Consider the following 23,897-nt stretch of genomic DNA (forward strand, 5'->3'; position numbering starts at 1 on the left):
GCAACGGGACGCGGGTGGAGGTCACGGCCGGTCAGCGCTCGAACTGCACCGGGCCGACGTTGGCGGCCATCCGCTCCAGTCGGGCGACCCGGTCCTCCATGCGGGGGTGGGTCGAGAAGAGCGCGGCCACCGCGCCGCCCTTGAACGGGTTGGCGATCATCAGGTGCGCGGTGCTGGTGAGCTGGCCCTGGGCCGGCAGCGGCCGGCGTCGGGCCACCGCGTCGATCTTGCGGAGCGCGCTGGCCAGGGCCAGCGGGTCCCGGCTGAGCTCGGCGCCCGAGGCGTCCGCCTGGAACTCCCGGCTCCGGCTGATCGCGAGCTGGATCACGGTGGCCGCGATCGGGCCCAGGATCAGGGTGAGCAGCAGCACGGCCGGGTTCGGCGCGTCCTCGTCGTCCCCACCGCCGAGCGGGATGAACCAGGCGATGTTGGCCAGCGCGGTGATGATGCCAGCCAGACCGGCCGCCACGCTGGAGATCAGGATGTCCCGGTTGTAGACGTGCGACAACTCGTGCCCGATCACACCGCGCAGCTCGCGGTAGTCGAGGATCTCGGTGATGCCCTGGGTCACGCAGACCGCTGCGTGCTGCGGGTTACGCCCGGTGGCGAACGCATTGGGCTGCGCGGTCGGGCTGACGTAGAGCCGCGGCATCGGCTGCCGGGCCTCGGTGGCCAACTCGCGCACCATCCGGTACAGCTCGGGGAACTGTGCCTCACTGACCGGTTGCGCCCGCATCGAGCGCAGCGCGAGCTTGTCGGAGAAGAAGTAGCTGACGCCGTTCATGAGCAGTGACAGGACGACGGCGATGACCAGGCCGCCACTGCCACCGAACCAGTAGCCCACCGCGAGGATCAGCGCGGTGAGCAGGCCGAGCAGCGCGGCGGTCTTGAGACGGTTGTGGTGCACGATCACTCCTTCGGTGCACGGATCGCCGGGATCCGCTGACCGGTTCAACAACCCGGTACCCGTCCACCATCCGTCCCAACGCTGAGAGTTGGCTGAGATGTGCCGGGATGCCGGGAGCTGACCCCCGCAGGCCGGATCAGCGGCCGGCGAGGTCGAGCACCAACTGCGGGGCGACACCGACCACCAGAGCGGCGACCGTGGCAACCGCCAGCACCACCGCGACCACCCCCGCCGGCGGCACGGCCACCGGCACAGGTGCGACTGCCGGTGCAGGTGCGGCCCCCGGTGCCGGTGCAGCGGCCGGTGCCGGTGCTGCCTTCGGTGCCGGTGCGGCCCCCGGTGCCGGTGCGGCGGCGGCTGTCGGGGCCCAGAGGATGGCGGTGAGGCGCAGGTAGTAGGCGAGACCGATCACCGCGTTCACCGCCACCACCAGCGCCAGCCAGGCGGCACCGCCGTCCAGCAGCGAACGGACCACGGTCACCTTCGCGAACAGCCCGGCCAGGCCCGGCGGCAGGCCGGCCAACCCGACCAGGGCCAGGCCGAGCGCCGCCCCCCGCCACGGGTGCCGCCGGGCGGCGCCGCGCAGGTCGTCGAGCGTGCCACCGTCGGCGTCCGCCGGACGCAGGGCGATCACCCCGGCGAACGCGCCCAGCTCCAGCACCACGAAGAACACGGCGTACGCGACGGCGGCGGCGTACGCGGCGCCCCGCGCCTCGCCGCTCCGGCCGGCGACCAGCGCCAACGCGCCCAGCGGGGCGAGGATGTAGCCGGCCTGGGCCACCGACGACCAGGCGAGCAGCCGGACGGTCCGGCGCTGACGGAGCGCGACCAGGTTGCCGACGGTCATGGTGAGCACCGCGAGCAGGGCGAGCACCGGGCCGGTCTGGTCGGCCGGCAGCGCCCGCTGCACCACCGCGAGCAGCGCAACCACGCCGCCCAGCTTCGACGCCGTGGAGAGGTACGCAGCGACCGGCAGCGGCGCGCCGTCGTAGGTGGCCGGCGCCCAGGCGTGGAACGGCACCGCGGCCACCTTGAAGGCCAGCCCGACCACCACCAGCGCCACGGCGGCGGTAGTCAGCGGCAGGTCCCGCAGCTCCGGCCGGTCGGCGAGCAGCGCGCCCAGCCGATCGAGGTGCAGCCCGCCGGTGACCGCGTAGAGCAGGGCCGCGCCCAGCAGGGTGAGCGTGGTGGCCACCACGCTCACCACGAAGAAGGTCACCGCCGCCTCGGCGCTGGCCAGGCTGCCCCGGCGCAGGCCGACCAGCACGTACAGCGGGAGGGTCAGCGTCTCCAGGGCGACGATCAGGGTGATCAGGTCACCGGCCGCGCCCAGCACCACGCCACCGGTCATCGAGCAGGCGAGCAGGAAGCAGTACTCCCCCACCGGCGAGCGCCCGGCCCGCAGCGACGGCGTGGAGAGCCCCAGCACCCCGAGGGTGAGCAGGGCGAACACCGCGCCGACCAGGGCCGCCCGACCGCCGAAGACCCAGGAGCAGTCCGCCGCGACGCAGAACGTCCGGCGCTCGCCACCGGCCCCGACCAGTGCGGCACCGATCGCGGTGGCGAGCGCACCCAGCGCCGCCACGGCCACCGTCGCCCGCGGCCGGGCCAGCGCCAGATCGACGACCAGCACCAGCAGTGCGGTGCCGGCGGCCAGGTAGGCCGGCAGCAGCGCCACGCTGTCCACGCTCTGCACGCCGCTCACCTGGACCTGCCTCCGTTCGCGACCGGGACCGCGCTCACCGCACCCGCCCTTCGTTCGCGACTGCGGGGCTCCGCTTCGCTGCACTCCTCGCGCTCACCGGAGCACCCCCACCAGGGCGTCGACCGGGGCCTCGGCGACGCCGAGGACCAGCGCCGGAGCGAGCCCGATGGCCAACGCCAGCAGCACCAGCGGTGCCCACGCGGTGAGTTCCGCCCCGGCCAGGCCGGGAGCGACCCGCTCCACCGACGTGCTCGGACGGCCATGGGTGACCCGGCGCAGCAGCCGGAGGAAGTACGCGGCGGTGAGCGCGCCACCGACCGCGGCCAGCACGGCCAGGGTCGTCCAGAGCGGTCCGCCGACCTCGATCGCGGCGATCACCGCGAACGCCTCCCCCCAGAAGCCGGCCAGCCCGGGCAGGCCGAGCGACGCGATCGCGGCGAAGCCGAGCAGACCGGCGAGCCGGGGCGCGGTCTCGCGCAGCCCCGACAGCTCGGCGAGACTGCCCGTACCGGTGCGGTCCTTCACCGCCCCCGCCAGGAAGAACAGCAGGCCGGTGATCACGCCGTGCGCCACGTTGCCGATCAGCGCGGCCTGGATGCCGGTGGTGGTCAACGTGGCGACGCCGAGCAGCACGAAGCCCATGTGCCCCACGCTGGAGTACGCGATCAGCCGCTTCACCTCGTCCTGTGCCAGGCAGACCAGCGAACCGACCAGGATGGCGGCGACCGCCAGCACGCCGAGCACCGGCGCCGCCCAGCGGGCTCCCTCCGGTGCGACCCCCACCGCCACCCGGATCAGCCCGTACGTGCCCATCTTGAGCAGCACCCCGGCCAGGATGACGCTGCCCACCGTGGGGGCCTGGGTGTGCGCGTCGGGCAGCCAGGAGTGCAGCGGCCACAGCGGGCTCTTCACCGCGAACGCGAGGGCGAGCAGGGTGAACGCGGCGAGCTGGGTGCCGCGGGACAGCCCAGCCCCCCCGGTCAGCGCCACCACGTCGGCGGTGCCGGCGGCGGCCACCACGACGTAGACGCCGACCAGCAGCAGCACCGAGCCGAGGAGGGTGTAGAGCGCGAACTTGCGAGCCGCGCGGCGGCGGTCGGCACCACCCCAGCCCGCGATGATCGCGTACATGGGCAGCAGGACGACCTCGAAGAAGAGGAAGAACAGCACCAGGTCGAGGGCGAGGAAGGTGCCCAGGATGCCCACCTCGACGACCAGCAGCAGCGCCACCAGCGTCCGACCGCTGCCGCCGGGCGGCACCCGCCACAGCGTGTAGCCGCAGCAGAGCAGGGTGAGCAGCGCGGTGAGCACCACCAGCGGCCAGGAGATGCCGTCGACGCCGAGGTGGAGGCGCAGGTCCAGGCCGGGCACCCAGGGCAGGTCCAGCTGGTGCCAGGGACGCACCCCCGGAGCGTTCGCGGACCAGGCGAACCAGGTGCGGTCGCCGAGGACCAGCGGCACCGCCGCCAGCAGGGTCAGCGCGGCGGCGACCGTGCCCACGAGCCGGGCCGCCCGGTCCCGGGGGATCGCGGCCACCGCGACCGCGCCGAGCGCCGGCGCCGCCAACACCGCCACCAGCAGGAACTGACCCCACATCATCGGGACCCTCCGATCAGGGCCGCGGCCAACCCGATGAGCAGCGCACCGGCCAGCACCCCGGCGGCGGCACGGGGCAGCGCCGCCCGGTGCAGGGCGGCCAGCCCGGCGCCCAGGCCGGTCGCGGCCCGCCCGCTGCCCTCGACCGCCCCGTCCACCACCGTCTCGTCACCGGTACGCGCCACCCGGGCCAGCGCCCGGACCGGACGTACCACCAGGGCGTGCTGGACGTCGTCGAGCCGGAAGGCACGGGCGAAGACCGGCCGCAGCGGACCGAGCGCCCGCGCCGGATCGGCGGCGGAGTCCCGCCGCCAGCCCCAGACGGCCAGCCCGGCACCGACCAGCAGCAGCACCAGCGGCAGCAGCAACTCCGGCCCGAGGTGGACCAGGCCGTCCTCGGCGCCGGCGACCGGCACGGTGGCGAACCGCAGCCGGTCGGCGAACGGCCCGACGAACCCGGCCAGGCCGAGCAGGGCGGCCGGTACGGCGAGCAGCAGCACCGGCCAGCGCAGCACCGCCGGCGGGTCGTGCGGCCGGACCAGCGGCAGGCGGGACGTGCCGAAGAAGGCGCGCAGCAGCAACCGGCTGGCGTACCAGGCGGTGATCGCCACCCCGATCAGCCCGGCCAGCCAGACCAGCCAGCCCACCCAGGTCGGGACCGGGCCGGTGCCCTCCCGAGCGGCGGACTCGGCGACCGTGAGGACGCCGTCCTTGCTCCAGAACCCGGCCAGCGGCGGGACCCCGGCCAGCGCGCCGAGCCCGACGACCGTGCACCAGAAGGTCACCGGCATGCTCCGGCGCAGTCCGCCCATCTCCGACATCAACGTGGTGCCCACCGCGTGGATCACCGCGCCGGCGGCGAGGAACAGCAGCGCCTTGAACGCGGCGTGGGTGAGCAGGTGGAACAGCGCCGCCGACGGCGAACCGACCGCCAGCGCTCCGGTCATGTAGCCGAGCTGGGAGACGGTCGACCAGGCCAGCACCCGCTTGATGTCGTCCTGCGCGGTGGCAGCGAGCGCGCCGAGCAGCAGCGTGATCGAGGCGATCACCCCGAGCACGGTCAGCGTCACCGGCGCGGCGGTGAAGAGCGGGTAGAGCCGAGTCACCGCGTACACCCCGGCGGCGACCATGGTCGCGGCGTGGATCAGCGCGGAGATCGGCGTCGGGCCGGCCATCGCGTCGGGCAGCCAGGTGTGCAGCGGGAACTGGGCGCTCTTGCCGGCCACGCCGGCCAGCAGCAGCAGACCGGCGGCGGTCAGGGTGGCGGTGGAGTGATCGTGGGCGAGCACGTCGGCGATCCGGAAACTGCCCGCCGACACGCCGAGCAGCGCGATGCCGAGCAGGAAGCCGACGTCGCCGACCCGGGTCACCAGGAACGCCTTCATGGCGGCGGCCGGCGCGCCAGGCAGCCGCCGGTCGTGGGCGATGAGCAGGTACGAGCAGAGGCCCATCACCTCCCAGCCGACCAGCAGCATGACCAGGTCCCCCGCGACCACGACCAGCAGCATCGCGGCGGTGAAGAGGCTGATCTGCGCGGCGTACGGCGGGTAGCGATGATCGACGTCGACGTCGTCGTGCGGGCCGCGCCGCAGGTAGCCGATCGAGTAGACCTGCACGGCCAGGGCGACCGCGGCGACGGCCACCGCGACCAGCGCGGCGGCGCCGTCCAGCCGGACGCCGAGGGTCACCGTCAGCCCGCCGAGGTCGACCCAGGTGGTCGAGGTCTCCCGCGGAGTGTCGACCGTGACCAGCAGGGCGACGGCGAGCGCCAGGGCCCCGGCCGCGCCGGTCACCCCGAGCGCGATGGCCGCCCGCCGGGACCGGTCGCCACCGGGTGCGCGGCCGGGCGAGCCGGCCGGGAGGTCGCGCGGCGCCGGCGGCAGCAGCAGGCCGAGCAGACCGGCCACCAGCGGTACGGCGGGCAGCAGCGCGCCGAGCAGCCCGGTCACCGGCCCACCTCCGCGTCCCCGCCGACGACGGCCGGCTCATCGGCGGCCCGCGGCGGCCCGGCCGGCTCGGTCAGCGGCACCTCGTCCACCGCCACGCTGGCGCGCAGCCGGTAGAGCTGGAGCACGATGGCCAGCCCCACACCGATCTCGGCGGCGGCCAGGACGATGACGAAGAGCGCGAAGACCTGGCCGGAGTGCGGCAGCACCGCGCGCGCGGTGGTGTCCGCGGTGACCAGGATCAGGTTGACCGCGTTGAGCATCAGCTCGACCGCCATCAGCACCAGCACGGCGTTGCGTCGGCGCAGCACGCCGTACACGCCGAGGCCGAACAGCAGCGCGGCGGTGACGTACGGGATGACCGGTCTCACCGGCGCCGCCCGGTCTCGAGGTCGGTACGGCCCCGGCCGCGCGGCGCGGAACCGCCGGTCGGCGCGGGACGGCCGATGTCCGGCCGGGACAGCACGATGGCGCCCACCAGAGCGGACAGCAGCAGCACCGAGAGCACCTCGAACGGGAGCACCCAGGAGCGGAAGATCTGCTCCCCCAACCGTTCGGCGGTGCCCGCCCCGGGCAGCGCGACCGTGCTCCACCGGTACGCGTCGACCAGCAGGACGGTCAACCCGAGCCCTGCTCCGCCACCGATGAGCGCGGCCGGCCAGCCGGGCCGGTCCAGGTCGTCGGAGGCGCCGATCGGCGCCCGGGTCAGCATCACCGCGAACAGCAGCAGCACCACCACCGCGCCCACGTAGATCAGCACCTGCACCCACGCCACCAGCTCGGCGCCGAGCACCAGGTAGTCGCCGGCCAGCGCGCCGAGGCAGACCACCAGGTAGAGCCCGGCCCGGACCAGGTGCTTCGTGGTCACCACCAGCACGCCGGCGCCCACCGCGACGGCGCCGAGGGCGAGCAGCAGCAGATCCGCGCCGGTCACCGGTCGGCTCCCGGGGAGTCCGTCGCCGCGATTCGCGCCGTCACGACGCGGCGCCCGGCTCGGGGCGTACCGCCGGCGGGGCCGGCCGGGCGCTCGCCGCCTTGCGCGCGGCGTTGGTCTCCTCCTTGGCCGGCTCGCCGTTCGGGTCGTGTGCGGGCGGCGGCGGGACGGTGGCCATCCACTGGCCGAGGTGGTCCTTGTCGTGCAGCAGGTCCTTGATGTCGTACTCGGCGTACTCGAACTCGGGCGACCAGTAGAGCGCGTCGAACGGGCAGACCTCGACGCAGATGCCGCAGTACATGCAGAGCGAGAAGTCGATGTCGAACTTGTCGAGCACGTTGCGCTGGCGGGGGCGGGCGGCGCCGGGCACCGCCACCTCCTCCTTGTGCGAGTCGATGTAGATGCACCAGTCCGGACACTCGCGGGCGCAGAGCATGCAGACCGTGCAGTTCTCCTCCGACAGCGCGATCACGCCGCGGGAACGGGGCGGCAGCTCGGGGGCGACGTCCGGGTACTGCTGGGTGGTCGAGCGGCGGGTCATCGTCTTCAGGGTGACCGCCAGCCCCTTCACCAGGCCCGCGCCGGGCAGGCCGCGCTCGCCGGTGCCGCCGGCCTGGTCGCCGTGCTCGCTGGGGTCGGTCATGTCGACCATCCTGCCCTGTGCCCCCGACGCGCGCGACCACCACCCGTCGGTCGGCGGCGTTACCGTGGCCCTGGGGAGAATCAGCCGGATCACGCCCCGGAGCCGTTGACTCCGGGTGCCGGCGGGAGCATCTCCACCCCGAGCTGCTGGAGCAGTTGGAACAGCTCGTTGCAGCTCCACACCTCGACGATGCGGCCCGCCGCGTCGAAGCGCAGGAACGTCGCACCGGAGTAGCTGACCACCTGCCCGGTCGGCGGCACCGGGCCGAACTGCCCGGCGTGGGTGCCGGCCGCCCGCCAGTGCACCGCCACCCGCTCGCCGGCGGCCACCACGTCGACGATCTTGTAGCGCAGGTCCGGGAAGGCGGCCCGCCGCTCGCGGTGCCACGCCAGCGTCGCCTCCGGCCCGGTGCCCCCGAGCCCCGGGCACTCCTCGGCGATGAGCTCGTACGCGGATTCCTCCCGGCGGGCGTTCCACACGTCCGCGATGAACTGCCGGGCCGCCGCCTCCACATCCGTCATGCCGGCAGGTTAGTCGGCCGTTGCCCACGGCCGCGGTGCGGACGAGTTCACCCACCGCCGCGCCGGAGCGGCCGTCGATCCGCCAGGATGGGAACCGAGACGGTAACGGACCGGAGGGGTGACGTGGGCGAGCAAGCAGGTGGGACGCAGACCGGCGGAAAGTACGTCGAGCCGGGCGGCGAGTTCACCCGGGACCAGCGGTACATCGCCACCCGGATCACCGCCGACGGGCGGGACGGCTATCCGGTGGAACCCGGCCGCTACCGGCTGGTGGTCAGCCGGGCCTGCCCGTGGGCCAACCGCCTGATCATCGTGCGGCGACTGCTGGGCCTGGAGGAGGTCATCTCGATGGGGGTGGCCGGCCCCACCCACGACGCCCGGAGCTGGACGTTCGACCTCGACCCGGACGGGCGGGACCCGGTGCTGGGCATCGAGCGCATCCAGGAGGCGTACTTCGCGCGCTTCCCCGGCTACGAGCGGGGCATCACCGTGCCGGCGTTCGTCGACGTGCCGACCGGGAAGGTCGTGACCAACGACTACGCGCGGATGAGCCTCGACCTGTCGACCGAGTGGGGCGCGTACCACCGCGAGGGCGCGCCGCAGCTCTACCCCGAGGCGCTGCGGGCGGAGATCGACGAGGTCAACGACGTGGTGTTCCGGGACGTCAACAACGGCGTCTACCGGTGCGGCTTCGCCGGCACCCAGGAGGCGTACGAGAAGGCGTACCACCGGCTCTTCGACCGGCTGGACTGGCTGACCGAGCGGCTGGCCGGCCAGCGCTACCTGGTCGGCGACACCATCACCGAGGCCGACGTGCGGCTCTTTCCCACGCTGGTGCGCTTCGACCCGGTCTACCACGGGCACTTCAAGTGCAACCGGCAGAAGCTCGCCGAGATGCCGGTGCTGTGGGCGTACGCCCGGGATCTGTTCCAGACCCCCGGGTTCGGCGACACCATCGACTTCGACCACATCAAGCGGCACTACTACGAGGTGCACCGGGACATCAACCCGACCGGGGTCGTTCCCCTCGGCCCCGACCTGTCCAACTGGGTCACCCCGCACGGGCGGGAGGCCCTCGGTGGCCGCCCGTTCGGCGACGGCACGCCGCCCCCGCCCCCGGCGGAGCCCGTCGACCTGGCGCACACCCCGCTGCGCTGAGCTGCCTGCACTGTTAAGAAGGGGCCCCTGCTCTACCGGAGGCGTTAACAAAGTGCCCTTCCTTCGCCCTCAGAGGGCGACGCGGACGGCTGCGGTGAGGACGAGCTGTGCGAGGGAGGCGGGGACCAGCACCAGCCAGCAGAGCCGCTGGAGCTGGTCCTCGCGCAGCCGGGGGTAGGCGACCCGCAGCCAGATGATGACGAACGCGACGGCGAAGACCTTGAGCAGAGTCCAGAGCCAGCCCAGTTGCCCGTCGGCGAACGGGCCCTGCCAGCCGCCGAGGAAGAGCACGGTGGTCAGCGCGGCGATCACCACGATGCCGACGTACTCGGCGAGCAGGAAGAAGGCGAACCGCAGGCCGGTGTACTCGGTCATGTAGCCGAAGACCAGCTCCGAGTCGGCCACCGGCATGTCGAACGGCGGCCGGCGGATCTCGGCCACCCCGGCGACGAAGAAGATGATCATCGCGGGGGCCTGCCACAGCAGCCACCAGGGCTGCCACGCCTCGACGATGCCGGAGAGACTGAGCGTGCCGGCCGCCATGGCCACCGAGGCGGCGGCCAGCACCAGCGGCAGCTCGTAGCCGAGCAGCTGGGCCGCGCCGCGCAGCCCGCCGAGCAGGCTGTACTTGTTGGCCGACGCCCAGGCCGACATCAGCACGGCCACCACTCCGACGCCGACCACGGCCAGCACGAAGAACAGGCCGATGTCGAGGGGCTGCCCGACCAGGTCGTTCGGACCGAGCGGGATCACCAGCAGGACCAGCAGGTAGGGCACCAGCGCGACCGCCGGGGCCAGCCGGAACACCGCCCGGTCCGCCTCGCGCGGGGTGACGTCCTCCTTCTGCACGAACTTGACCCCGTCGGCGATGAGCTGCGCCCAGCCGTGGAAGCCACCGGCGTACATCGGGCCGAGCCGGCCCTGCATGTGCGCCATCACCTTGTGTTCGGCCTGGCCGACCAGCAGCGGCAGGGTGAGGAACGCGACCAGCACGCCACCCACCCGGAGCACCAGCTCCACCCACACCGGCATCAGGCCGTACCCCCGTCGTCGTCGGTGGAGGCCGGGTTCGCGGCGGGCGCCGGGCCGTCGGCGGCGCGGTCAGGCCGGGGAGTACGCGTCGGACGGGCGCCCGGGGCCGGCCGCGCGGGCCGGTCACCGGCAGGTCGGGCCGGGGTGCCGCCGCGCGGCCCCTCCCCCACAGCACCCGCGCCCGCCGGGGTGGGCGTCGTGCCCCACTCGCCCGGCGCCGGTACGCCCGGCGGGCGGATCGGTCGACGGCCGCCACCGGCCTCGGACTCGCCCGGCTCCTTCGCACCCGGCCACGGCTTGGCCACCCGGGAGGCGAGCACGAACTCCTTGCGCAGCGGGTGACCCTCGAACTCCGGCGGCAGCAGCAGCGGACGCAGCCCCTCGTGGCCGGCGAACCCGATGCCGAACATCTCGTGCGTCTCCCGCTCGTGCCAGCGGGCACCCGGGTAGACGTCGACCACCGAGGCGACCGTCGGCGTCGCCCGGGGCACCCGGGTGCGCAGCAGCACACCGTGCCGCAGCCGGGTCGACCAGAGGTGCGCCACCACGTCGAAGCCCTCGGCCAGCTCGTCCACCGCCGAGAGCCAGTCGAAGTAGTCGCAGGCCAGCTCGGCGTCGTCGCGGGCCGCGCGCAGCGCGTCCGGCCAGCTCGCCGCCGGTAGGTCGACGGTGGCGCGGGCGTAGCGCTGGCCGCCGGAGACCGACGGGGTCGCCTCGACCGGCGCGAGCAGCGCCACCAGCCGAGCGCCGACCTCTTCGGGAGTCATGCCGCTGATCCTAGGGCGTGTCCTGCGGGCCGGCCCGTCCCGTGCAGGGCGGACGGCCGGTGCGCGGTCATCTGCTGGCTTTGCCGGGCGAGGGGCCGGCCGGCGGGGAAGGATGAGGGCGTGCGCGCTGTGACGGTGAAGCCAGGGACCCCCAACTCATTACGGCTGGTTGAGGACCAGCCCGAGCCGGCGGGCGAGGAGGGCGCGATCCTGGTCGAGGCGCTGGCGGTCGGGATCTGCGGCACCGACCACGAGATCGTCGCGGGCGAGTACGGCGAGGCGCCGCCCGGTGAGGAACGCCTGGTCATCGGGCACGAGTCGCTGGGCCGGGTGCTGGAGGACCCGACCGGCACCCTGCGGCCCGGCGATCTGGTGGCCGGCATCGTCCGGCACCCGGATCCGGTGCCCTGCGTCAACTGCGCGGTGGACGAGTGGGACATGTGCCGTAACGGCCGCTACACCGAGCACGGGATCAAGGCGCTCCCCGGGTTCGCCCGGGACCGCTGGCGGATCCAACCCAAGTTCGCGGTCGGGCTGGACCCCGCGCTGGCCCAGGTCGGCGTGCTGCTGGAGCCGACGAGCGTGGTGGCGAAGGCGTGGGACCACATCGAGCGGATCGGGCACCGGGCCGAGTGGGAACCGCAGACGGTCCTGGTCACCGGCGCCGGGCCGATCGGGCTGCTGGCCGCGCTGCTCGCCGCCCAGCGCGGGCTCGCGGTGCACGTGTTGGACCGGGCCACCGAGGGGCCGAAGCCGGACCTGGTGGCGGCGCTCGGTGCCACCTACCACACCGTGCCGGTCAACGACCTGCCCTTCGACCCGGACGTGGTCGTCGAGTGCACCGGCGCGCCCTCGGTGGTGCTCGACGTGATGTGCAAGGCCGCGCCGACCGGGATCGTCTGTCTGGCCGGAGTGTCCAGCGGCGGCCGGACCATCGACTTCGACGCCGGGGCCCTCAACCGGGCGCTGGTGCTGGAGAACAACGTCGTCTTCGGCTCGGTGAACGCCAACCGGCGGCACTGGGAACTGGCCGCCCAGGCGCTCACCCGGGCCGACCAGATCTGGCTCACCTCGCTGATCACCCGGCGGGTGCCGGTGTCGTCGTACGCGGACGCGTACACCGCCGGCCCGAACGACATCAAGGTGGTGCTGGAGTTCGCCGTCTGAGCGCGCCTCAGATGCCGGGCAGCCGGCCGTTGCGGAACAGGTCCACGAAGAGCTGGTGGTCCTCCCGGGCGCGGACCCCGTACGCGTGGGCGAAGTCGACCAGGTGGTCGACGAAGCCGGCCTCGTCGCGGTCCACCGCGGCGACGATCGCCTCCTCGGTGGAGTAGTCCACCAGATCGTGGCTGGACTCGTCGTCGGCCACCGAGTGCATCCGGGCCACCGCCCGGCCGAGGTCGGTCAGCACCCCGGTCAGCTCCTCCGGCTCGTTGACGTCGGCCCAGTCCAGGTCGGCGGCGTACGGGGAGACCTCGGCGACCAGCTGACCCGCCCCGTCCAGCTCGGTGAAGCCCAGCCAGGGGTCGGCGTGCGCCTGCAGCGCCCGCTGCGACTCGGCGGTGCGGTGCCCCTGGTGCTGGAAGTAGCCGCGGACCGTGTCGTCGGCGATGTGCCGGGCCACCGCCGGCACCTGCGCCTGCTTCATGTAGATGACGACGTCGTTCTCCAGCGCCTGGGTGTGCCCCTCCAGCAGCAGGTTGTACGACGGCAGCCCGGCGGAGCCGATGCCCACCCCCTTGCGCAGCACCACGTCCTTGATCCGCGCCGCGATCGGGCGCAGCCGCGCCGAGGCGGGAGGCAGGGTGCCGAGGTACTCCTCGAAGGCGGCGCAGACCTTGTCCCGGGTGTCGGAGTCGATCTCGAAGACCCCGTCGCCGAGCGAGAAGCGCCGCTCGTAGTTGTCGATGGTGGTCTGCTCGGCGAGCAGGTCGACCCGGGTGTTGAGCCGCGCCTGCTGGAGCACACGGCGCAGCACCCCGTCGGCGTTGTCCAGGGTGATCGAACCGATGGCGTCGTCCCCGCCGGCGGCGATCGCCCGCAACTCGGTCAGGTACGAGCGGGCGAAGCCGGCCACCAGCTCGCCGATCGCCCGGTCGGAGAGCGCCTTGCCGTAGCCGAGCAGCGCCACACTGGCCGCGAACCGCCGCAGGTCCCAGGTGAACGGCCCGACGTACGCCTCGTCGAAGTCGTTGACGTTGAACACCAGCTGACCGGAGGCGTTCATGTAGGTGCCGAAGTTCTCCGCGTGCAGGTCACCGTGGATCCACACCCGGCCGGTCCGCTCGTCGAGAAAGCGGTCGTCGGCGAAGTCGCCGAGCTGGTCGGCGTAGAACAGCGCGGCGCTGCCCCGGTAGAAGGCGAACGGCGACGCGGCCATCTTGCGGAACTTGCGGCGGAAGGCGGCCGGGTCGACCGACATCGACGCCCCGAACTCCTCGGTCAGCACGTCGACGATGTGGGCGGACCGCTGGTCCACGGAGTTGCTCATGCTGCGCAGGCTAGCCCGGGTCGACCACCCCGGGACCTCGTCCGACCGACCGGTCCTGACCGGCTGGAGATCCGGAACACGGCAACCGGCCGGGGCGGGAGCGCGCTGCCGCCGGTCGGCCTCAGCCCGCGGTGGGTGGGCGTACCGGTGCGGCGGTGAGCGACGCGACGGAGCGGGGCGCGGCCCCGTCGCGGGGTGGCGCGTCCACCGGCGCGGCGAGCAGGTCGGGACGGGAGACCCCGCCGATGCCGGACTGTTCGGCGGCGATCTTCTCCTGCAGGAGCAGGATGCCGTGCAGCAGCGCCTCCGGCCGGGGCGGGCAGCCGGGCACGTAGACGTCGACCGGGATGAGCTGGTCGACACCCTTGGTCACCGAGTACGAGTCCCAGTACGGGCCGCCGCAGTTGGAGCAGGCGCCGAACGAGATGACGTACTTGGGCTCGGGCATCTGGTCGTAGAGCCGCTTGATCGCCGGGGCCATCTTGTCGGTCACCGTGCCGGAGACGACCATCAGGTCGGCCTGCCTCGGGCCGTGGGCGAACGGGATCACGCCGAGGCGGATGAAGTCGTGCCGACCCATGCTGGTCGCGATGAACTCGATCGCGCAGCAGGCCAGGCCGAAGTTGAAGACCCAGAGCGAGTAGCGGCGGCCCCAGTTCAGCACGAACCGGATCGGCTCGCCGAGCACGGCCGGCAACTGCACCTCGGGCCTCCCTCAGCTGTCTCCGAGTTGACAGTCAACCACAGGCCCCGCGGCGGCAACCCGCGCAACCGGTGCCCGCGTCAGGGCGTGTGACCGACGTGACCGCGTCGGCGGCACTCGGACGGGGAGGACCAGATGATGGTGATGAGGGAGCCACGGCTCGGCGAGCCACCACCCGAGAGGGCAGCGGAGCGGCCGGTGCATCCGGGCGAGCGCGAGGTGGTCGACTTCGACGGGCTCTACCACGCGCACTTCCGGTCGCTGACGCTCCAGCTCGCCGCCTACTGCGGTGACCTGTCGCAGGCGCAGGACCTGGTGCAGGAGGCGTTCTGCCGGGCGTTCGCCCGCTGGTCGCGGGTGTCGCGCTACGACGATCCGGTGGCCTGGGTACGCCGGGTCGCCTGGAACCTGGCCACCAGTCGTTGGCGGCGGCTGCGGACTGCCCAGTCGTGGCTGCACCGGCAGCGCGAGGAGCACGTGCCCGGGCCGGGGCCGGACCGGGTCGCGCTCAACGCCGCCCTGGCCCAGTTGCCGACCACTCAGCGCCGCGCCGTGGTGCTGCACTACCTGGCCGATCTCAGCGTCGGGCAGATCGCGGAGCAGGAGGGAGTGCCGGAGGGCACGGTCAAGTCCTGGCTGCACCGAGGTCGGGCCGCCCTGGCGGTTCGGCTGGCCACCACGAACGAGGTGAACAACCATGACTGAGCTCGACGACATCCTGGTCAGCGGCGAGTTCGCCGCGTTCCGCGAGACGTACGCCCCCGAGGTGCACCCGGCCGGGACGGCCGCGGTACGGCAGACCGTCCGCCGGCGGCGCCGGCGTACCGCGGTGGTCACCGCTGCGGCGGTGGTGCTCGCCGTGGCGATCCCAGTGGGCGCGAACGCCGCCCTGCACCGGCGGCCCGATCCCGGGCCGGCGCAGACCGCCACCCCGGTCCCGTCCGAGACGACCGCCGCACCCACCCCGACCGCTTCGACGCCGACGCCGACGCCGAGCACGGCCAGCCCCACCCCGGCCGCGCCGGACGGCCGGATCACCCGTGCGCAGCTGCTCGCCGCCCGACTCGACCTGCCGCGCTGGCCGCAGGGCGCCCCGACGACCTGCGTCACCGACGGCGTCCGGCTCCGGTCCGGGCCGCAGCAGGAATCGGTGCCGACGCTGCTGGGCGATCCCCGCTACGCCGACGTCGACGGCGACGGCGGCACCGAGACGGTCGCACTGGTCGCCTGCCGCATGGGCGAGGCCTCGGCCAAGCAGGTGGTCGCCTTCGACCGGGACGGCGCCGGCCGCGTGGTCACGATGGGCCGGGTGGTCGGCACCCGGGAGGGGATGGCAGACGTCACGGACTTCGCCGTACAGGCCGACGGGAGGATCCGGGTGTACGTGGCGGACATCCAGCCCTGCTGCAGCACCCCGGAGTGGAAACCGCAGCGACAGTGGCGGACGTACGCCTGGGCCGGCGAGCGGTTCGACCAGACCGGCGGGCCGACGACGTTCGGGGTGGATCCCCGGCTGACCGACCTCACCCTGACGGCCGGGGACCTGGCCGTCGGGGCACCGGACGCGAAGGGCGAGCGGACCGCGACGGTGATCGTCACGGTGGTGAACAAGGGGCCGGTCGACGTGCCCCGGCTCGGCTTCGGCGACTTCTACACGATCGGCGAGCCCTCCGGCGGGGACCTGACCCGGTGCCGGGAGGTGCGCTCCGACGGGCCGGACACCTGCGTCCTGGACGGCCTGCCGGCCGGGGAACGCAAGACGTACACCTTCACGTTCCGCTACGAGCCGCCGGACGCCGACGCTCCGCCGAAGCTGCGGGTCGTCCACTACGACTCCCAGGAGCGGTGGTGGAGTGACCTGAAGTGGAAGGACAACCAGGTCGAGCTGAAGACGGCCGGCTAGCCGAGCGGCGGCGGGGTCGCGGCGTCAAATTGGCGACAGTCTTCGCCGCAACCTACGGTCCACTTCGGATGTGTGACCAACAACGGGCGGCGGAAGCGCCGCCGCCCAGCAACGGGGATCCACGGGAGGACATCGAAATGACCACACGTACCGGACGGCGGCTGGCCGCCCTTCTGCTCGGCCCGACCGCGGCGCTGCTGGCGTTCGCCGCACCCGCCGCGGCCGCACCCGCCGGCGGCCTCGACGCCGACGTCTCGGTGGGCCGGCTGGTGCTCGACCCGACCGAGCGCGGTTACCAGGGCAGCCTGCCGATCACGGTGACGAACCGCGGTCCGGCCGAGACCTACTTCAGCGTCACTATCGTCGAGCCGGTCGCCGGCACCATCGGCAATGTGTCCCCGGACAGCCCGTGCGGGTACGGGCCGCTCCAGAACAACCGGCGGCTCGTGAACTGTTCGGTGCCCGGTCCCGCCCTGAAGCCGGGCGAACGGCGGTCGTTCTCGGTCGCCTTCCAGGCACTCACCACGCCGCGGGACGTGGCGATGATCGCGACCGGGGGCGAGGTCTCGGTCAACGTCGGCGACGGCAACCCGGCGATCGCCGACGAGGAGAGCTTCGTCGCGCGCTTCCGCTCCACCTCGGGCTCGCTGCGCCACCCCGTGCCGTACGTGCAGGACAGCCAGGCGCGGGCATCCATCAGCACGGCCGCCGGGGCCACGCTCGTGCGGCAGGAGGACGGCAGCTACCAGGGCCGACTGCCGGTGACGGTCCGGTGGGCCGGGGACACCGCGCACGAGTTCCTCTTCGTCGAGGCGACCACGCTGCCGGCCGGCGTCCGTATCTGGGGCACCGACCCGCAGGACCTGCCGAGCTTCTTCACCAACTTCGTCGTGCCGGGCGGGCGCTTCATGCCCGGCGAGGAGCGGAGCTTCGACGTGCTACTCCGGGCCGAGCCCGACACCGTCCCGGGTGATCTCGGTGCCGTCACCTTCCAGCTCGACACCCAGTGGGGCGGCAACGTGGTGGCGGACGCCGACCCAGCCGACAACACCGCCTCGTTCGCGGTGACTGCCGGCTGACCCCACGCATCGCCCGTCGAGGGCCCGGGACCCCTACGGTCCCGGGCCCTCGACGTCGGCTGGTTGGACCGCTGTCGCGCCGGAACAGGGTGTCCGGGACCCGACAGGCAACCCCGGCGATACAGCCGCAACCGACCGGCGCGTCCGGTTGTGTGACCGTTGCCGGCGGACACACCGCCCGCGCTCACCACGGGGAGGACGAGTGCATGTGACGAGAGAAGAAGGGGTGGGCGGGCATCCACCGGACTCGCCGGGAACCGCCGTCCTCCAACCGACCGAGCTGGTCTTCGACGACTTCTACCACGCGCACTACCGGGGGCTGGTGGTGCAGCTCACCGCGTACACGGGCGACCGTGGGCAGGCGCAGGACCTCGTCCAGGAGGCGTTCTGCCGGGCCTACGCCCGCTGGGACCGGCTCTCCGGTTACGAGGACCCGCTGGCCTGGGTACGGCGCGTCGCCTGGAACCTCGGCCACAACCGCTGGCGGCGGCTGCGGACCGCCCAGGCGTGGCTGATGCGGCAGCGGGAGACACACGTCGCCGGCCCGAGCCCCGACCGGGTCGCGGTCGACGCCGCGCTGGCGAAGTTGCCGCCGAAGCAGCGGCGGGCCGTCGTGCTGCACTACCTCGCCGACCTGACGGTCGCCGAGATCGCCGATCAGGAACGGGTCGCGGAAGGGACCGTCAAGTCCTGGCTGCACCGGGGCCGGGCGGCGCTCGCGACACACCTGCGCGACACCAACGAGGAGGTGCGGGATGTCTGAGCAGGAGACCCTCGGCCTCGCCGAGGAATTCGCCCGCTACCGCCGTACCGTCCTGGCGGAGATCGAGGCGCCCGGGCCCGCCGCCGTCCGGCGGGCCACGCGGCAGCGCGGCCGGCGCCGGCTGGCGGCAACCACCACGGCGGCCCTCGCGCTGTTCGGCGGGTCCGCCATCGGGTACGCGGCCATGAACGGCCCGGACCACCGGCCGGGTCCGATCGAGCCGACGCCGAGCGTGTCGGTGTCCCCGACGCCGAGCGGCCCGGCCAGCCCCACCCCCGGCCCGTCCGTGACCAGCGCCAGCCCCACCACGACCGTGCCCGACGGCCGGATCAGTCGGGCACAACTGCTGGGCGCACCGGTGACCCTGCCGGCGTGGCGGGCCGGGCCCGGCTGCCCGACGTCGGGCATACGGCTCGCCGCCGACGACCGGGAGGGCGCCAACTGGCTCCGGGCGCTCGACCACGGCGACGTCGACGGTGACGGGGCGGTGGAGACGGTGGCACTGGTGCAGTGCGTGCTCGGCACCGGCGGGCCGATGCAGGTGGTCGCCTTCGACCGGAACGAGGCGGGGAAGGTCGTCACGCTCGGCCGCGTGGTGGCGACCACCATCGCCAAGCCGCAGTGGCTGTTCGCGCTGGACGTGGTGGGCGACGGCACGGTCCGCGTGCAGGTCGGCGACATCGCGCCCGGCGGCGGCTGGCCCGCCGAGTGGTCGCAGCGGCAGTGGCGTGGCTACCGCTGGCAGGGCGGCGCCTTCGCCCAGGTCTCCGGGCCCACCACCTTCGGTCCGAATCCGCACTCGGCGGACGTCTCGGTCACCGCCACCGACCTCGTGTTGAGCACGGCGGACGACGGCTCACGGACGGGGACGACCACGGTGCGGATCCGTAACCGGGGCAGCGGGCCGGTCGCGTACGTGGCGCTGCGGCTGGGCGTGCCGGCGGCGGTGCGGCCGGATGTCGACGGATGGGCCCCCTGCCGGGGCGAGCCACAGGAGACCAGGGATCCGGTGACCTGCGACGTGGGCCCGCTGAAGGCGGGCGCGGAGCTGCGGCTGACCCTGAGCTTCCGGGTCGCCGAGGGGACCGCGCTGGGCACGGGGAAGGCCGAGGTGGACGTCCGGCCGATGGACAGCGGCTTCACCTTCCTGCCGGATGTCCACGACGCCGACAACACGGTCCGGATCAGCTACCGGTGACGATCGCGCCCCCGGCGGCCGCGCCGCACGCCACCCGGGCGTGCGGCGCGGCCGTCGGGGGCGCTTCGGCTCACCAGGTGGGGCGTTGCAGCAGCCCGACGAACTCCACCAGCAGCCGTTCGCGCAGTGCCGACGGCGCGGCGTCGAGCAGTGTGTTCACCACCGCCATCCGATCCACGGCGCCTGCGCCCAGGCCCAGTCCGGCGGCCAGGCCGGCGACCAGCTCGGGCGTGAGCGCGTCCGGGGTCAGCGACGTCGCCAGCGCCGCCAGCTCGGACGGGAGGGCGACCGGGCCGGCGGCCCGGGCCGCGGCCACCGCGGCGGCCAGGTCGGGGCCGAACTCGGCCACCCGGGGCGCGACCGCGGCGGTCACCGTGAGATGCACGCTGGCCGGCAGGTCGGCGTACGACAACTGCGGCTGGGTGTGCCAGCCACGCGCGGTCAACTCGTCGACCAGGACGAACAGATCGGGGCCGCCCTCCGTGGCGGTGAAGCAGACGACTGTCGACTCCGGCTCGGCCATCAGCCGCAGCCCGTCCACCCCGCGCACGGCGTCGGCCAGCCCGGCGACCGCGTCCCGGGTGCGCTCGGCCAGCGCCAGGTAACCGTCGTCGCCGAGGTGACGCAGGGTCGCGTACGCGGCGGCGATCGGCCCGCCCGACCGGGTGGACGCGATCACCGGGTTGATCATCGTGTAGCCGGGCCAGTCCGCGTACGCGAAGTACTGCGGGGCGCGCAGCGCGGCGTCGCGGTGCAGCAGCACCGACACCCCCTTCGGCGCGTACGCGTACTTGTGCAGGTCCACCGAGATGGAGGTCACCCCGGGTACCGCGAAGTCGAACGCCGGCACCGGCACGCCGAGGCGGCGCAGGTACGGCAGGGTCCAGCCGCCGAAGCAGGCGTCCACGTGGCAGCGCACCCCGGCGTCGGCCGCCGCCGCGGCGATCTCCACGACCGGGTCCACCACGCCGTGGGCGTACGACGGCGCGGAGCAGACCACCAGGACCGTCTCCGGGCGGATCGCGGCGGCCATCGCGGCCGGGTCGGGGCGCAGCGTGGCCGGGGAGACCGGCGCCGTGTCCAGCTCCACCCGCAGGTAGTGCGCCGCCTTGGCGAACGCCGCGTGCGCGCTGGACGGCACCACGATCCGGGGCTCGGTGATCTCCGGGTGGGCGTCCCGGGCGGCCTTGACCGCGAGGATCAGCGACTCGGTGCCGCCGCTGGTGACGCTGCCGACGACGTCCGGCGCGGTCGTGCCCGGCCCGCCGCCGAGCACCGTGGCGGCCGCGCCGACCAGCGCGTTCTCCATCGCGAGCAGAGACGGGAAGGCGGTGGGGTCCAGCCCGTTGACGTGCGCGCTCTCCCGGTGGGCGGCGGCGGTCAACTCGTCCAGCCCCGGGACCGCCGGGTCGTACACGTACGCGAACAGCCGCCCTCCGTGGGTGGGCCGGTCCGCCGCCCGCAGCGCGCGGATCTCCGCCAGCACGGCCTCCGCCGCCACTCCGTTCTTGTCGATCATGGAGGTGTGGTGCCCTTCTCGTGATGGTCAGCGGCTTTCGTTCCCCAGCGCGACTCCCTGATCGACGGGCCGGTCGCGGTGACCGGCGGCGGCGAGGAGGGCCGGGGTGAGCGTGTAGTGGCGGAGCAGGAGGACGGGCGGTCCGATCAGGAGAGCGGGGAGGACGGTGAAGCCGAGGAGGACCCCGAGACGGGCCACGTCCGACTGGGACGCGGCGGTGCCGGTGTCGGAGGAGACGTAGCCGGAGAGTTGGAGGACCAGCCCGTAGATCCCCGGGCCGAGGGCCAGGCCGAGGGTCTCCCCCGCCGTCCACAGGCCGGTGAAGACGCCGGCCTGCCGACGGCCGGTACGCGCGGTGTCGTACGCGATGCAGTCCGGCAGCATGGCCAGCGCGAAGACCTGCTGCCCGGCGTAGCCGACGTCGAGCAGCGCGACCAGCAGGTAGACCGCGACCGCCGGCAGCACTGGCGCGGCGACCAGGGCCAGCGCCCCGGCGGCGAGGATCAGCGTGGCCGCGACCAGGGCGGCGCGCTTGCCCAGCCGGGCGCCGGCCCGGGTCCAGAGCGGCATCACCAGCAGCGCGGGCCCGACGAAGCAGACGAAGAGCAGCGTCGGCCCGCTCTGCTCGTCGCGCAGGATCTGACCGGCGAAGTAGTTGACCCCGGCCAGGATGGTCGCCACGCCGGCGGACTGCACGACGAAGCAGATCAGCAGCACCCGGAACGGCCGGTTCGCGCCCGCGACGGCCAGTTGGGCGCGCAACGTCGGCTCGCTCCCACCGACCGCGCCGAGGGGCGCGGACCGGGTGCCCAGGAACGCTCCGAGCGCGCCGAGCGCGATCAGCACCGCCACGAACAGCCCCATCCACCGGTGCCCGGGCACCCCGTCGCCGCCCGCGGTCACCACGAGCGGGGCGACCGCGCCGGAGACCAGGATGGCCAGCGCCAGCACGGCGATCCGCCAGCTCATCAGCCGGGTGCGTTCGGCGTAGTCGTCGGTCAGTTCGGCCGGCATCGCCACGTACGGCACCTGGAAGAAGGCGAACGCGGTGGCGGTGGCCAGGAAGGCGAGCGCCACGTACGCCCCGGCGGCCGGGCCGTTGCCGAACGGCGCCGCGAAGATGGCCGCGAAGAGCAGCGCGAGGGCGAGGCCGCCGAGCAGCAGGTAGGGCCGGCGGGCGCCCCAGCGGGACCGGGTGCGGTCGGAGATCCGCCCGGCGACCGGGTTGACCAGCACGTCCCACGCCTTCGGCAGCAGCACCAGCAGGGCCGCCACGCCGGCCGCCACCCCGAGCGTGTCGGTCAGGTAGGGCAGCAGGAGCAGCCCGGGTACGGTGCCGAACGCGCCGGTGGCCAGCGAGCCGAGCGCGTACCCGGCGTGCACCGTGCGGGGCAGCCGGCCGGGGGCTGACGAGCCGGCATCACCCGGCGGCGCGTCCATGGGGCCGAATGTTACTCACGTTATGGCCCGCGTCACATCCCCTGCTCCGGCGACCAGGCCGCCGCCGCGATGTCCACTCCCACGCCGCGCAGCGGTGTGCCCTCCTCGCGCAGCCGGGCCCGCGCCTCCCGCTCGTGCCCGGGTGGCAGCCGGCCGGCGGCGGTCACCACCCGGTGCCAGGGCACTCCGCCACCGTGCCGCGCCATGATGGCGCCGACCAGCCGGGCCGACGCCCGACCCGAGCGCGCGGCCAGCGCGTCGGCGACCCCGCCGTACGACATCACCCGGCCGGGCGGGATCCGCTCGACCAGGTCGAGCACCGCCTCGACGTACTCGTCAGGTGTCACAGTCCGCCACGATATGGGAACGCTGCCGGGCGTCGCGCCCGCGACCACGCAGAATGGGCGGGTGCGCGACGCAGTCACGGCGGCCCGACGGATCGTCGTCAAGATCGGCTCCTCCTCGTTGACCACCGCCGACGGCGGGCTGGCCGAGGAGCGGGTCGACGCGCTGGTCGACACCCTGGGCCGGCTGGCCGCCGACGGCCGCGAGGTGGTGCTGGTCTCCTCCGGCGCGATCGCCGCCGGCCTGGCCCCGCTCGGGCTGCCCCGACGCCCGCGCGACCTGGCCACCCAGCAGGCCGCCGCCAGCGTCGGGCAGGGCCTGCTCATCGGCCGGTACGCGGTCAGCTTCGCCCGGCACCGGCTGACCGTCGGGCAGGTGCTGCTCACCGTCGACGACGTGACCCGGCGGGCGCACTACCGCAACGCGTACCGGACGCTACGCAAGCTGCTCGACCTGCACGCGGTGCCGATCGTCAACGAGAACGACACGGTGGCCACCGAGGAGATCCGGTTCGGCGACAACGACCGGCTGGCCGCCCTGGTGGCCGCGCTCGTGCACGCCGACCTGCTCGTGCTCCTCTCCGACGTGGACGCCCTCTGGACCGGTGACCCGACCCGGCCCGGCTCCAGCCGGATCGCGGAGGTCCGCGACGAGGAGGACCTGGTCGGGATCGCCATCGGCGGGGCCGGCCGCTCCGGGGTCGGCACCGGTGGCATGGTGACCAAGGTCGAGGCGGCCCGGATCGCCACCGGCTTCGGCATCCCGGTGGTGCTCACCGCCGCTCAGATGGCCGCTCCGGCGCTGGCCGGCGAGCCGGTCGGCACCCTGTTCCACCCGCAGCGGCAGCGCCCCACGGCACGACTGTTCTGGCTGGCCCACGCCACCTCGCCGCGCGGTCGGCTGCACCTGGACCCGGGTGCGGTCGCCGCCGTCGTCGGGCGACGCAAGTCGCTGCTGCCCGCCGGGATCACCGCCGTGGACGGCACGTTCACCGCCGGGGACCCGGTGGACCTGGTCGACACCGCGGGCGCGCCGGTGGCCCGGGGGCTGGTCAACTACGACGCGGTGGAGCTGCCCGGGCTGCTCGGTCGCTCCACCTCCGAACTCGCCGCGGCGCTCGGCCCGGCGTACGAACGGGAGGTCGTCCACCGCGACGACCTCGTACTGCTGTAAGCAAGGGCCCCTTGTTAACGCCCTTCGGTTCTAGGGATCGTTGCAATGCCTGACTTTGATCAGGGGTTGTTGTG

The 23,897-nt window shown here is 73.9% G+C and carries 23 protein-coding genes; 8 read left to right on the forward strand and 15 right to left on the reverse strand.

The window, feature by feature from the left end; translation table 11 throughout:
* Nucleotides 1-31: 31 nt before the first annotated feature.
* The 8 genes from htpX to ACFOW4_RS10215 form a co-directional block, all read right to left on the reverse strand.
* Nucleotides 32-907, reverse strand: a complete 876-nt coding sequence (htpX, locus tag ACFOW4_RS10180; protein ID WP_377526520.1) for a zinc metalloprotease HtpX — start codon at nucleotides 905-907, stop codon at nucleotides 32-34.
* A 136-nt stretch (nucleotides 908-1,043) separates the two neighbouring features.
* Nucleotides 1,044-2,612 (reverse strand): NADH-quinone oxidoreductase subunit N, encoded by a 1,569-nt coding sequence (locus tag ACFOW4_RS10185; protein ID WP_377526521.1) that lies wholly within the window; start codon nucleotides 2,610-2,612, stop codon nucleotides 1,044-1,046.
* A gap of 93 nt (nucleotides 2,613-2,705) precedes the next feature.
* Complete coding sequence (locus ACFOW4_RS10190) at nucleotides 2,706-4,211, reverse strand: NuoM family protein (protein WP_377526523.1); 1,506 nt, start codon at nucleotides 4,209-4,211, stop codon at nucleotides 2,706-2,708.
* Complete coding sequence (locus tag ACFOW4_RS10195; protein ID WP_377526524.1) at nucleotides 4,208-6,157, reverse strand: NADH-quinone oxidoreductase subunit L; 1,950 nt, start codon at nucleotides 6,155-6,157, stop codon at nucleotides 4,208-4,210. The genes ACFOW4_RS10190 and ACFOW4_RS10195 overlap by 4 nt, the downstream gene beginning before the upstream one ends.
* Complete coding sequence (gene nuoK / locus ACFOW4_RS10200; RefSeq protein WP_377526527.1) at nucleotides 6,154-6,525, reverse strand: NADH-quinone oxidoreductase subunit NuoK; 372 nt, start codon at nucleotides 6,523-6,525, stop codon at nucleotides 6,154-6,156. The genes ACFOW4_RS10195 and nuoK overlap by 4 nt, the downstream gene beginning before the upstream one ends.
* Nucleotides 6,522-7,088, reverse strand: a complete 567-nt coding sequence (locus tag ACFOW4_RS10205; protein ID WP_377526529.1) for an NADH-quinone oxidoreductase subunit J — start codon at nucleotides 7,086-7,088, stop codon at nucleotides 6,522-6,524. Before ACFOW4_RS10205 ends, nuoK begins: the two co-directional genes overlap by 4 nt.
* A gap of 40 nt (nucleotides 7,089-7,128) precedes the next feature.
* On the reverse strand, nucleotides 7,129-7,731 hold the full coding sequence (locus ACFOW4_RS10210; RefSeq protein WP_377526531.1) for a NuoI/complex I 23 kDa subunit family protein: 603 nt from the start codon (nucleotides 7,729-7,731) through the stop codon (nucleotides 7,129-7,131).
* A gap of 89 nt (nucleotides 7,732-7,820) precedes the next feature.
* Nucleotides 7,821-8,252 carry an ester cyclase gene (locus ACFOW4_RS10215; protein WP_377526533.1) on the reverse strand — a complete coding sequence of 144 codons (432 nt, stop codon included), beginning with the start codon at nucleotides 8,250-8,252 and terminating at the stop codon, nucleotides 7,821-7,823.
* An 87-nt stretch (nucleotides 8,253-8,339) separates the two neighbouring features.
* Here ACFOW4_RS10215 and ACFOW4_RS10220 point away from each other — a divergent pair, with 87 nt between their 5' ends.
* Complete coding sequence (locus ACFOW4_RS10220; RefSeq protein ID WP_377526535.1) at nucleotides 8,340-9,410, forward strand: glutathione S-transferase family protein; 1,071 nt, start codon at nucleotides 8,340-8,342, stop codon at nucleotides 9,408-9,410.
* 69 nt (nucleotides 9,411-9,479) lie between these two features.
* On the opposite strand, the gene ACFOW4_RS10225 is transcribed toward ACFOW4_RS10220, so the two are convergent.
* Both ACFOW4_RS10225 and ACFOW4_RS10230 read right to left on the reverse strand, forming a co-directional pair.
* The gene (locus tag ACFOW4_RS10225) at nucleotides 9,480-10,442 is read right to left on the reverse strand and encodes an NADH-quinone oxidoreductase subunit H (RefSeq protein WP_377526536.1); all 963 of its coding nucleotides are present in this window, start codon (nucleotides 10,440-10,442) and stop codon (nucleotides 9,480-9,482) included.
* Nucleotides 10,442-11,209 carry an NADH-quinone oxidoreductase subunit C gene (locus ACFOW4_RS10230; protein ID WP_377526538.1) on the reverse strand — a complete coding sequence of 256 codons (768 nt, stop codon included), beginning with the start codon at nucleotides 11,207-11,209 and terminating at the stop codon, nucleotides 10,442-10,444. Before ACFOW4_RS10230 ends, ACFOW4_RS10225 begins: the two co-directional genes overlap by 1 nt.
* A gap of 120 nt (nucleotides 11,210-11,329) precedes the next feature.
* On the opposite strand from ACFOW4_RS10230, the gene ACFOW4_RS10235 reads away from it, so the two are divergent.
* Complete coding sequence (locus ACFOW4_RS10235; RefSeq protein ID WP_377526539.1) at nucleotides 11,330-12,376, forward strand: glucose 1-dehydrogenase; 1,047 nt, start codon at nucleotides 11,330-11,332, stop codon at nucleotides 12,374-12,376.
* A gap of 7 nt (nucleotides 12,377-12,383) precedes the next feature.
* Here ACFOW4_RS10235 and ACFOW4_RS10240 read toward each other — a convergent pair whose 3' ends face one another.
* Both ACFOW4_RS10240 and ACFOW4_RS10245 read right to left on the reverse strand, forming a co-directional pair.
* Nucleotides 12,384-13,700, reverse strand: a complete 1,317-nt coding sequence (locus ACFOW4_RS10240; RefSeq protein WP_377526542.1) for a DUF2252 domain-containing protein — start codon at nucleotides 13,698-13,700, stop codon at nucleotides 12,384-12,386.
* A gap of 121 nt (nucleotides 13,701-13,821) precedes the next feature.
* Nucleotides 13,822-14,403 (reverse strand): NADH-quinone oxidoreductase subunit B, encoded by a 582-nt coding sequence (locus tag ACFOW4_RS10245; RefSeq protein WP_377526544.1) that lies wholly within the window; start codon nucleotides 14,401-14,403, stop codon nucleotides 13,822-13,824.
* 135 nt (nucleotides 14,404-14,538) lie between these two features.
* Between ACFOW4_RS10245 and ACFOW4_RS10250 the strand changes: the two genes are divergently transcribed.
* From ACFOW4_RS10250 to ACFOW4_RS10270, 5 genes are all read left to right on the forward strand, one after another.
* Complete coding sequence (locus tag ACFOW4_RS10250; RefSeq protein WP_377526546.1) at nucleotides 14,539-15,108, forward strand: SigE family RNA polymerase sigma factor; 570 nt, start codon at nucleotides 14,539-14,541, stop codon at nucleotides 15,106-15,108.
* Nucleotides 15,101-16,306 (forward strand): hypothetical protein, encoded by a 1,206-nt coding sequence (locus tag ACFOW4_RS10255; protein WP_377526548.1) that lies wholly within the window; start codon nucleotides 15,101-15,103, stop codon nucleotides 16,304-16,306. The genes ACFOW4_RS10250 and ACFOW4_RS10255 overlap by 8 nt, the downstream gene beginning before the upstream one ends.
* Nucleotides 16,307-16,443: 137 nt before the next feature.
* Entirely contained in the window at nucleotides 16,444-17,385 is a 942-nt protein-coding gene (locus ACFOW4_RS10260; RefSeq protein ID WP_377526549.1) for a hypothetical protein, read from the forward strand.
* Nucleotides 17,386-17,587: 202 nt separating this feature from the next.
* Nucleotides 17,588-18,148 carry an RNA polymerase sigma factor gene (locus ACFOW4_RS10265; protein WP_377526551.1) on the forward strand — a complete coding sequence of 187 codons (561 nt, stop codon included), beginning with the start codon at nucleotides 17,588-17,590 and terminating at the stop codon, nucleotides 18,146-18,148.
* Nucleotides 18,141-19,346 (forward strand): hypothetical protein, encoded by a 1,206-nt coding sequence (locus tag ACFOW4_RS10270; RefSeq protein WP_377526552.1) that lies wholly within the window; start codon nucleotides 18,141-18,143, stop codon nucleotides 19,344-19,346. Before ACFOW4_RS10265 ends, ACFOW4_RS10270 begins: the two co-directional genes overlap by 8 nt.
* 70 nt (nucleotides 19,347-19,416) lie before the next feature.
* On the opposite strand, the gene ACFOW4_RS10275 is transcribed toward ACFOW4_RS10270, so the two are convergent.
* The 3 genes from ACFOW4_RS10275 to ACFOW4_RS10285 are packed head-to-tail and all read right to left on the reverse strand — an operon-like array spanning nucleotide 19,417 to nucleotide 22,652.
* Nucleotides 19,417-20,865, reverse strand: a complete 1,449-nt coding sequence (locus tag ACFOW4_RS10275) for a pyridoxal phosphate-dependent decarboxylase family protein (protein WP_377526554.1) — start codon at nucleotides 20,863-20,865, stop codon at nucleotides 19,417-19,419.
* Between the two features lie 27 nt (nucleotides 20,866-20,892).
* Nucleotides 20,893-22,305 carry an MFS transporter gene (locus ACFOW4_RS10280; protein ID WP_377526555.1) on the reverse strand — a complete coding sequence of 471 codons (1,413 nt, stop codon included), beginning with the start codon at nucleotides 22,303-22,305 and terminating at the stop codon, nucleotides 20,893-20,895.
* Nucleotides 22,306-22,337: 32 nt separating this feature from the next.
* Nucleotides 22,338-22,652 carry an MGMT family protein gene (locus ACFOW4_RS10285; protein WP_377526556.1) on the reverse strand — a complete coding sequence of 105 codons (315 nt, stop codon included), beginning with the start codon at nucleotides 22,650-22,652 and terminating at the stop codon, nucleotides 22,338-22,340.
* 13 nt (nucleotides 22,653-22,665) lie between these two features.
* Between ACFOW4_RS10285 and proB the strand changes: the two genes are divergently transcribed.
* Nucleotides 22,666-23,823: a glutamate 5-kinase gene (gene proB / locus ACFOW4_RS10290; protein WP_377526557.1), complete on the forward strand. Its 1,158-nt coding sequence runs from the start codon at nucleotides 22,666-22,668 to the stop codon at nucleotides 23,821-23,823.
* Nucleotides 23,824-23,897 lie beyond the last annotated feature (74 nt).

Source organism: Micromonospora sp. GCM10011542 (assembly GCF_042650685.1).
Classification (GTDB): domain Bacteria; phylum Actinomycetota; class Actinomycetes; order Mycobacteriales; family Micromonosporaceae; genus Micromonospora.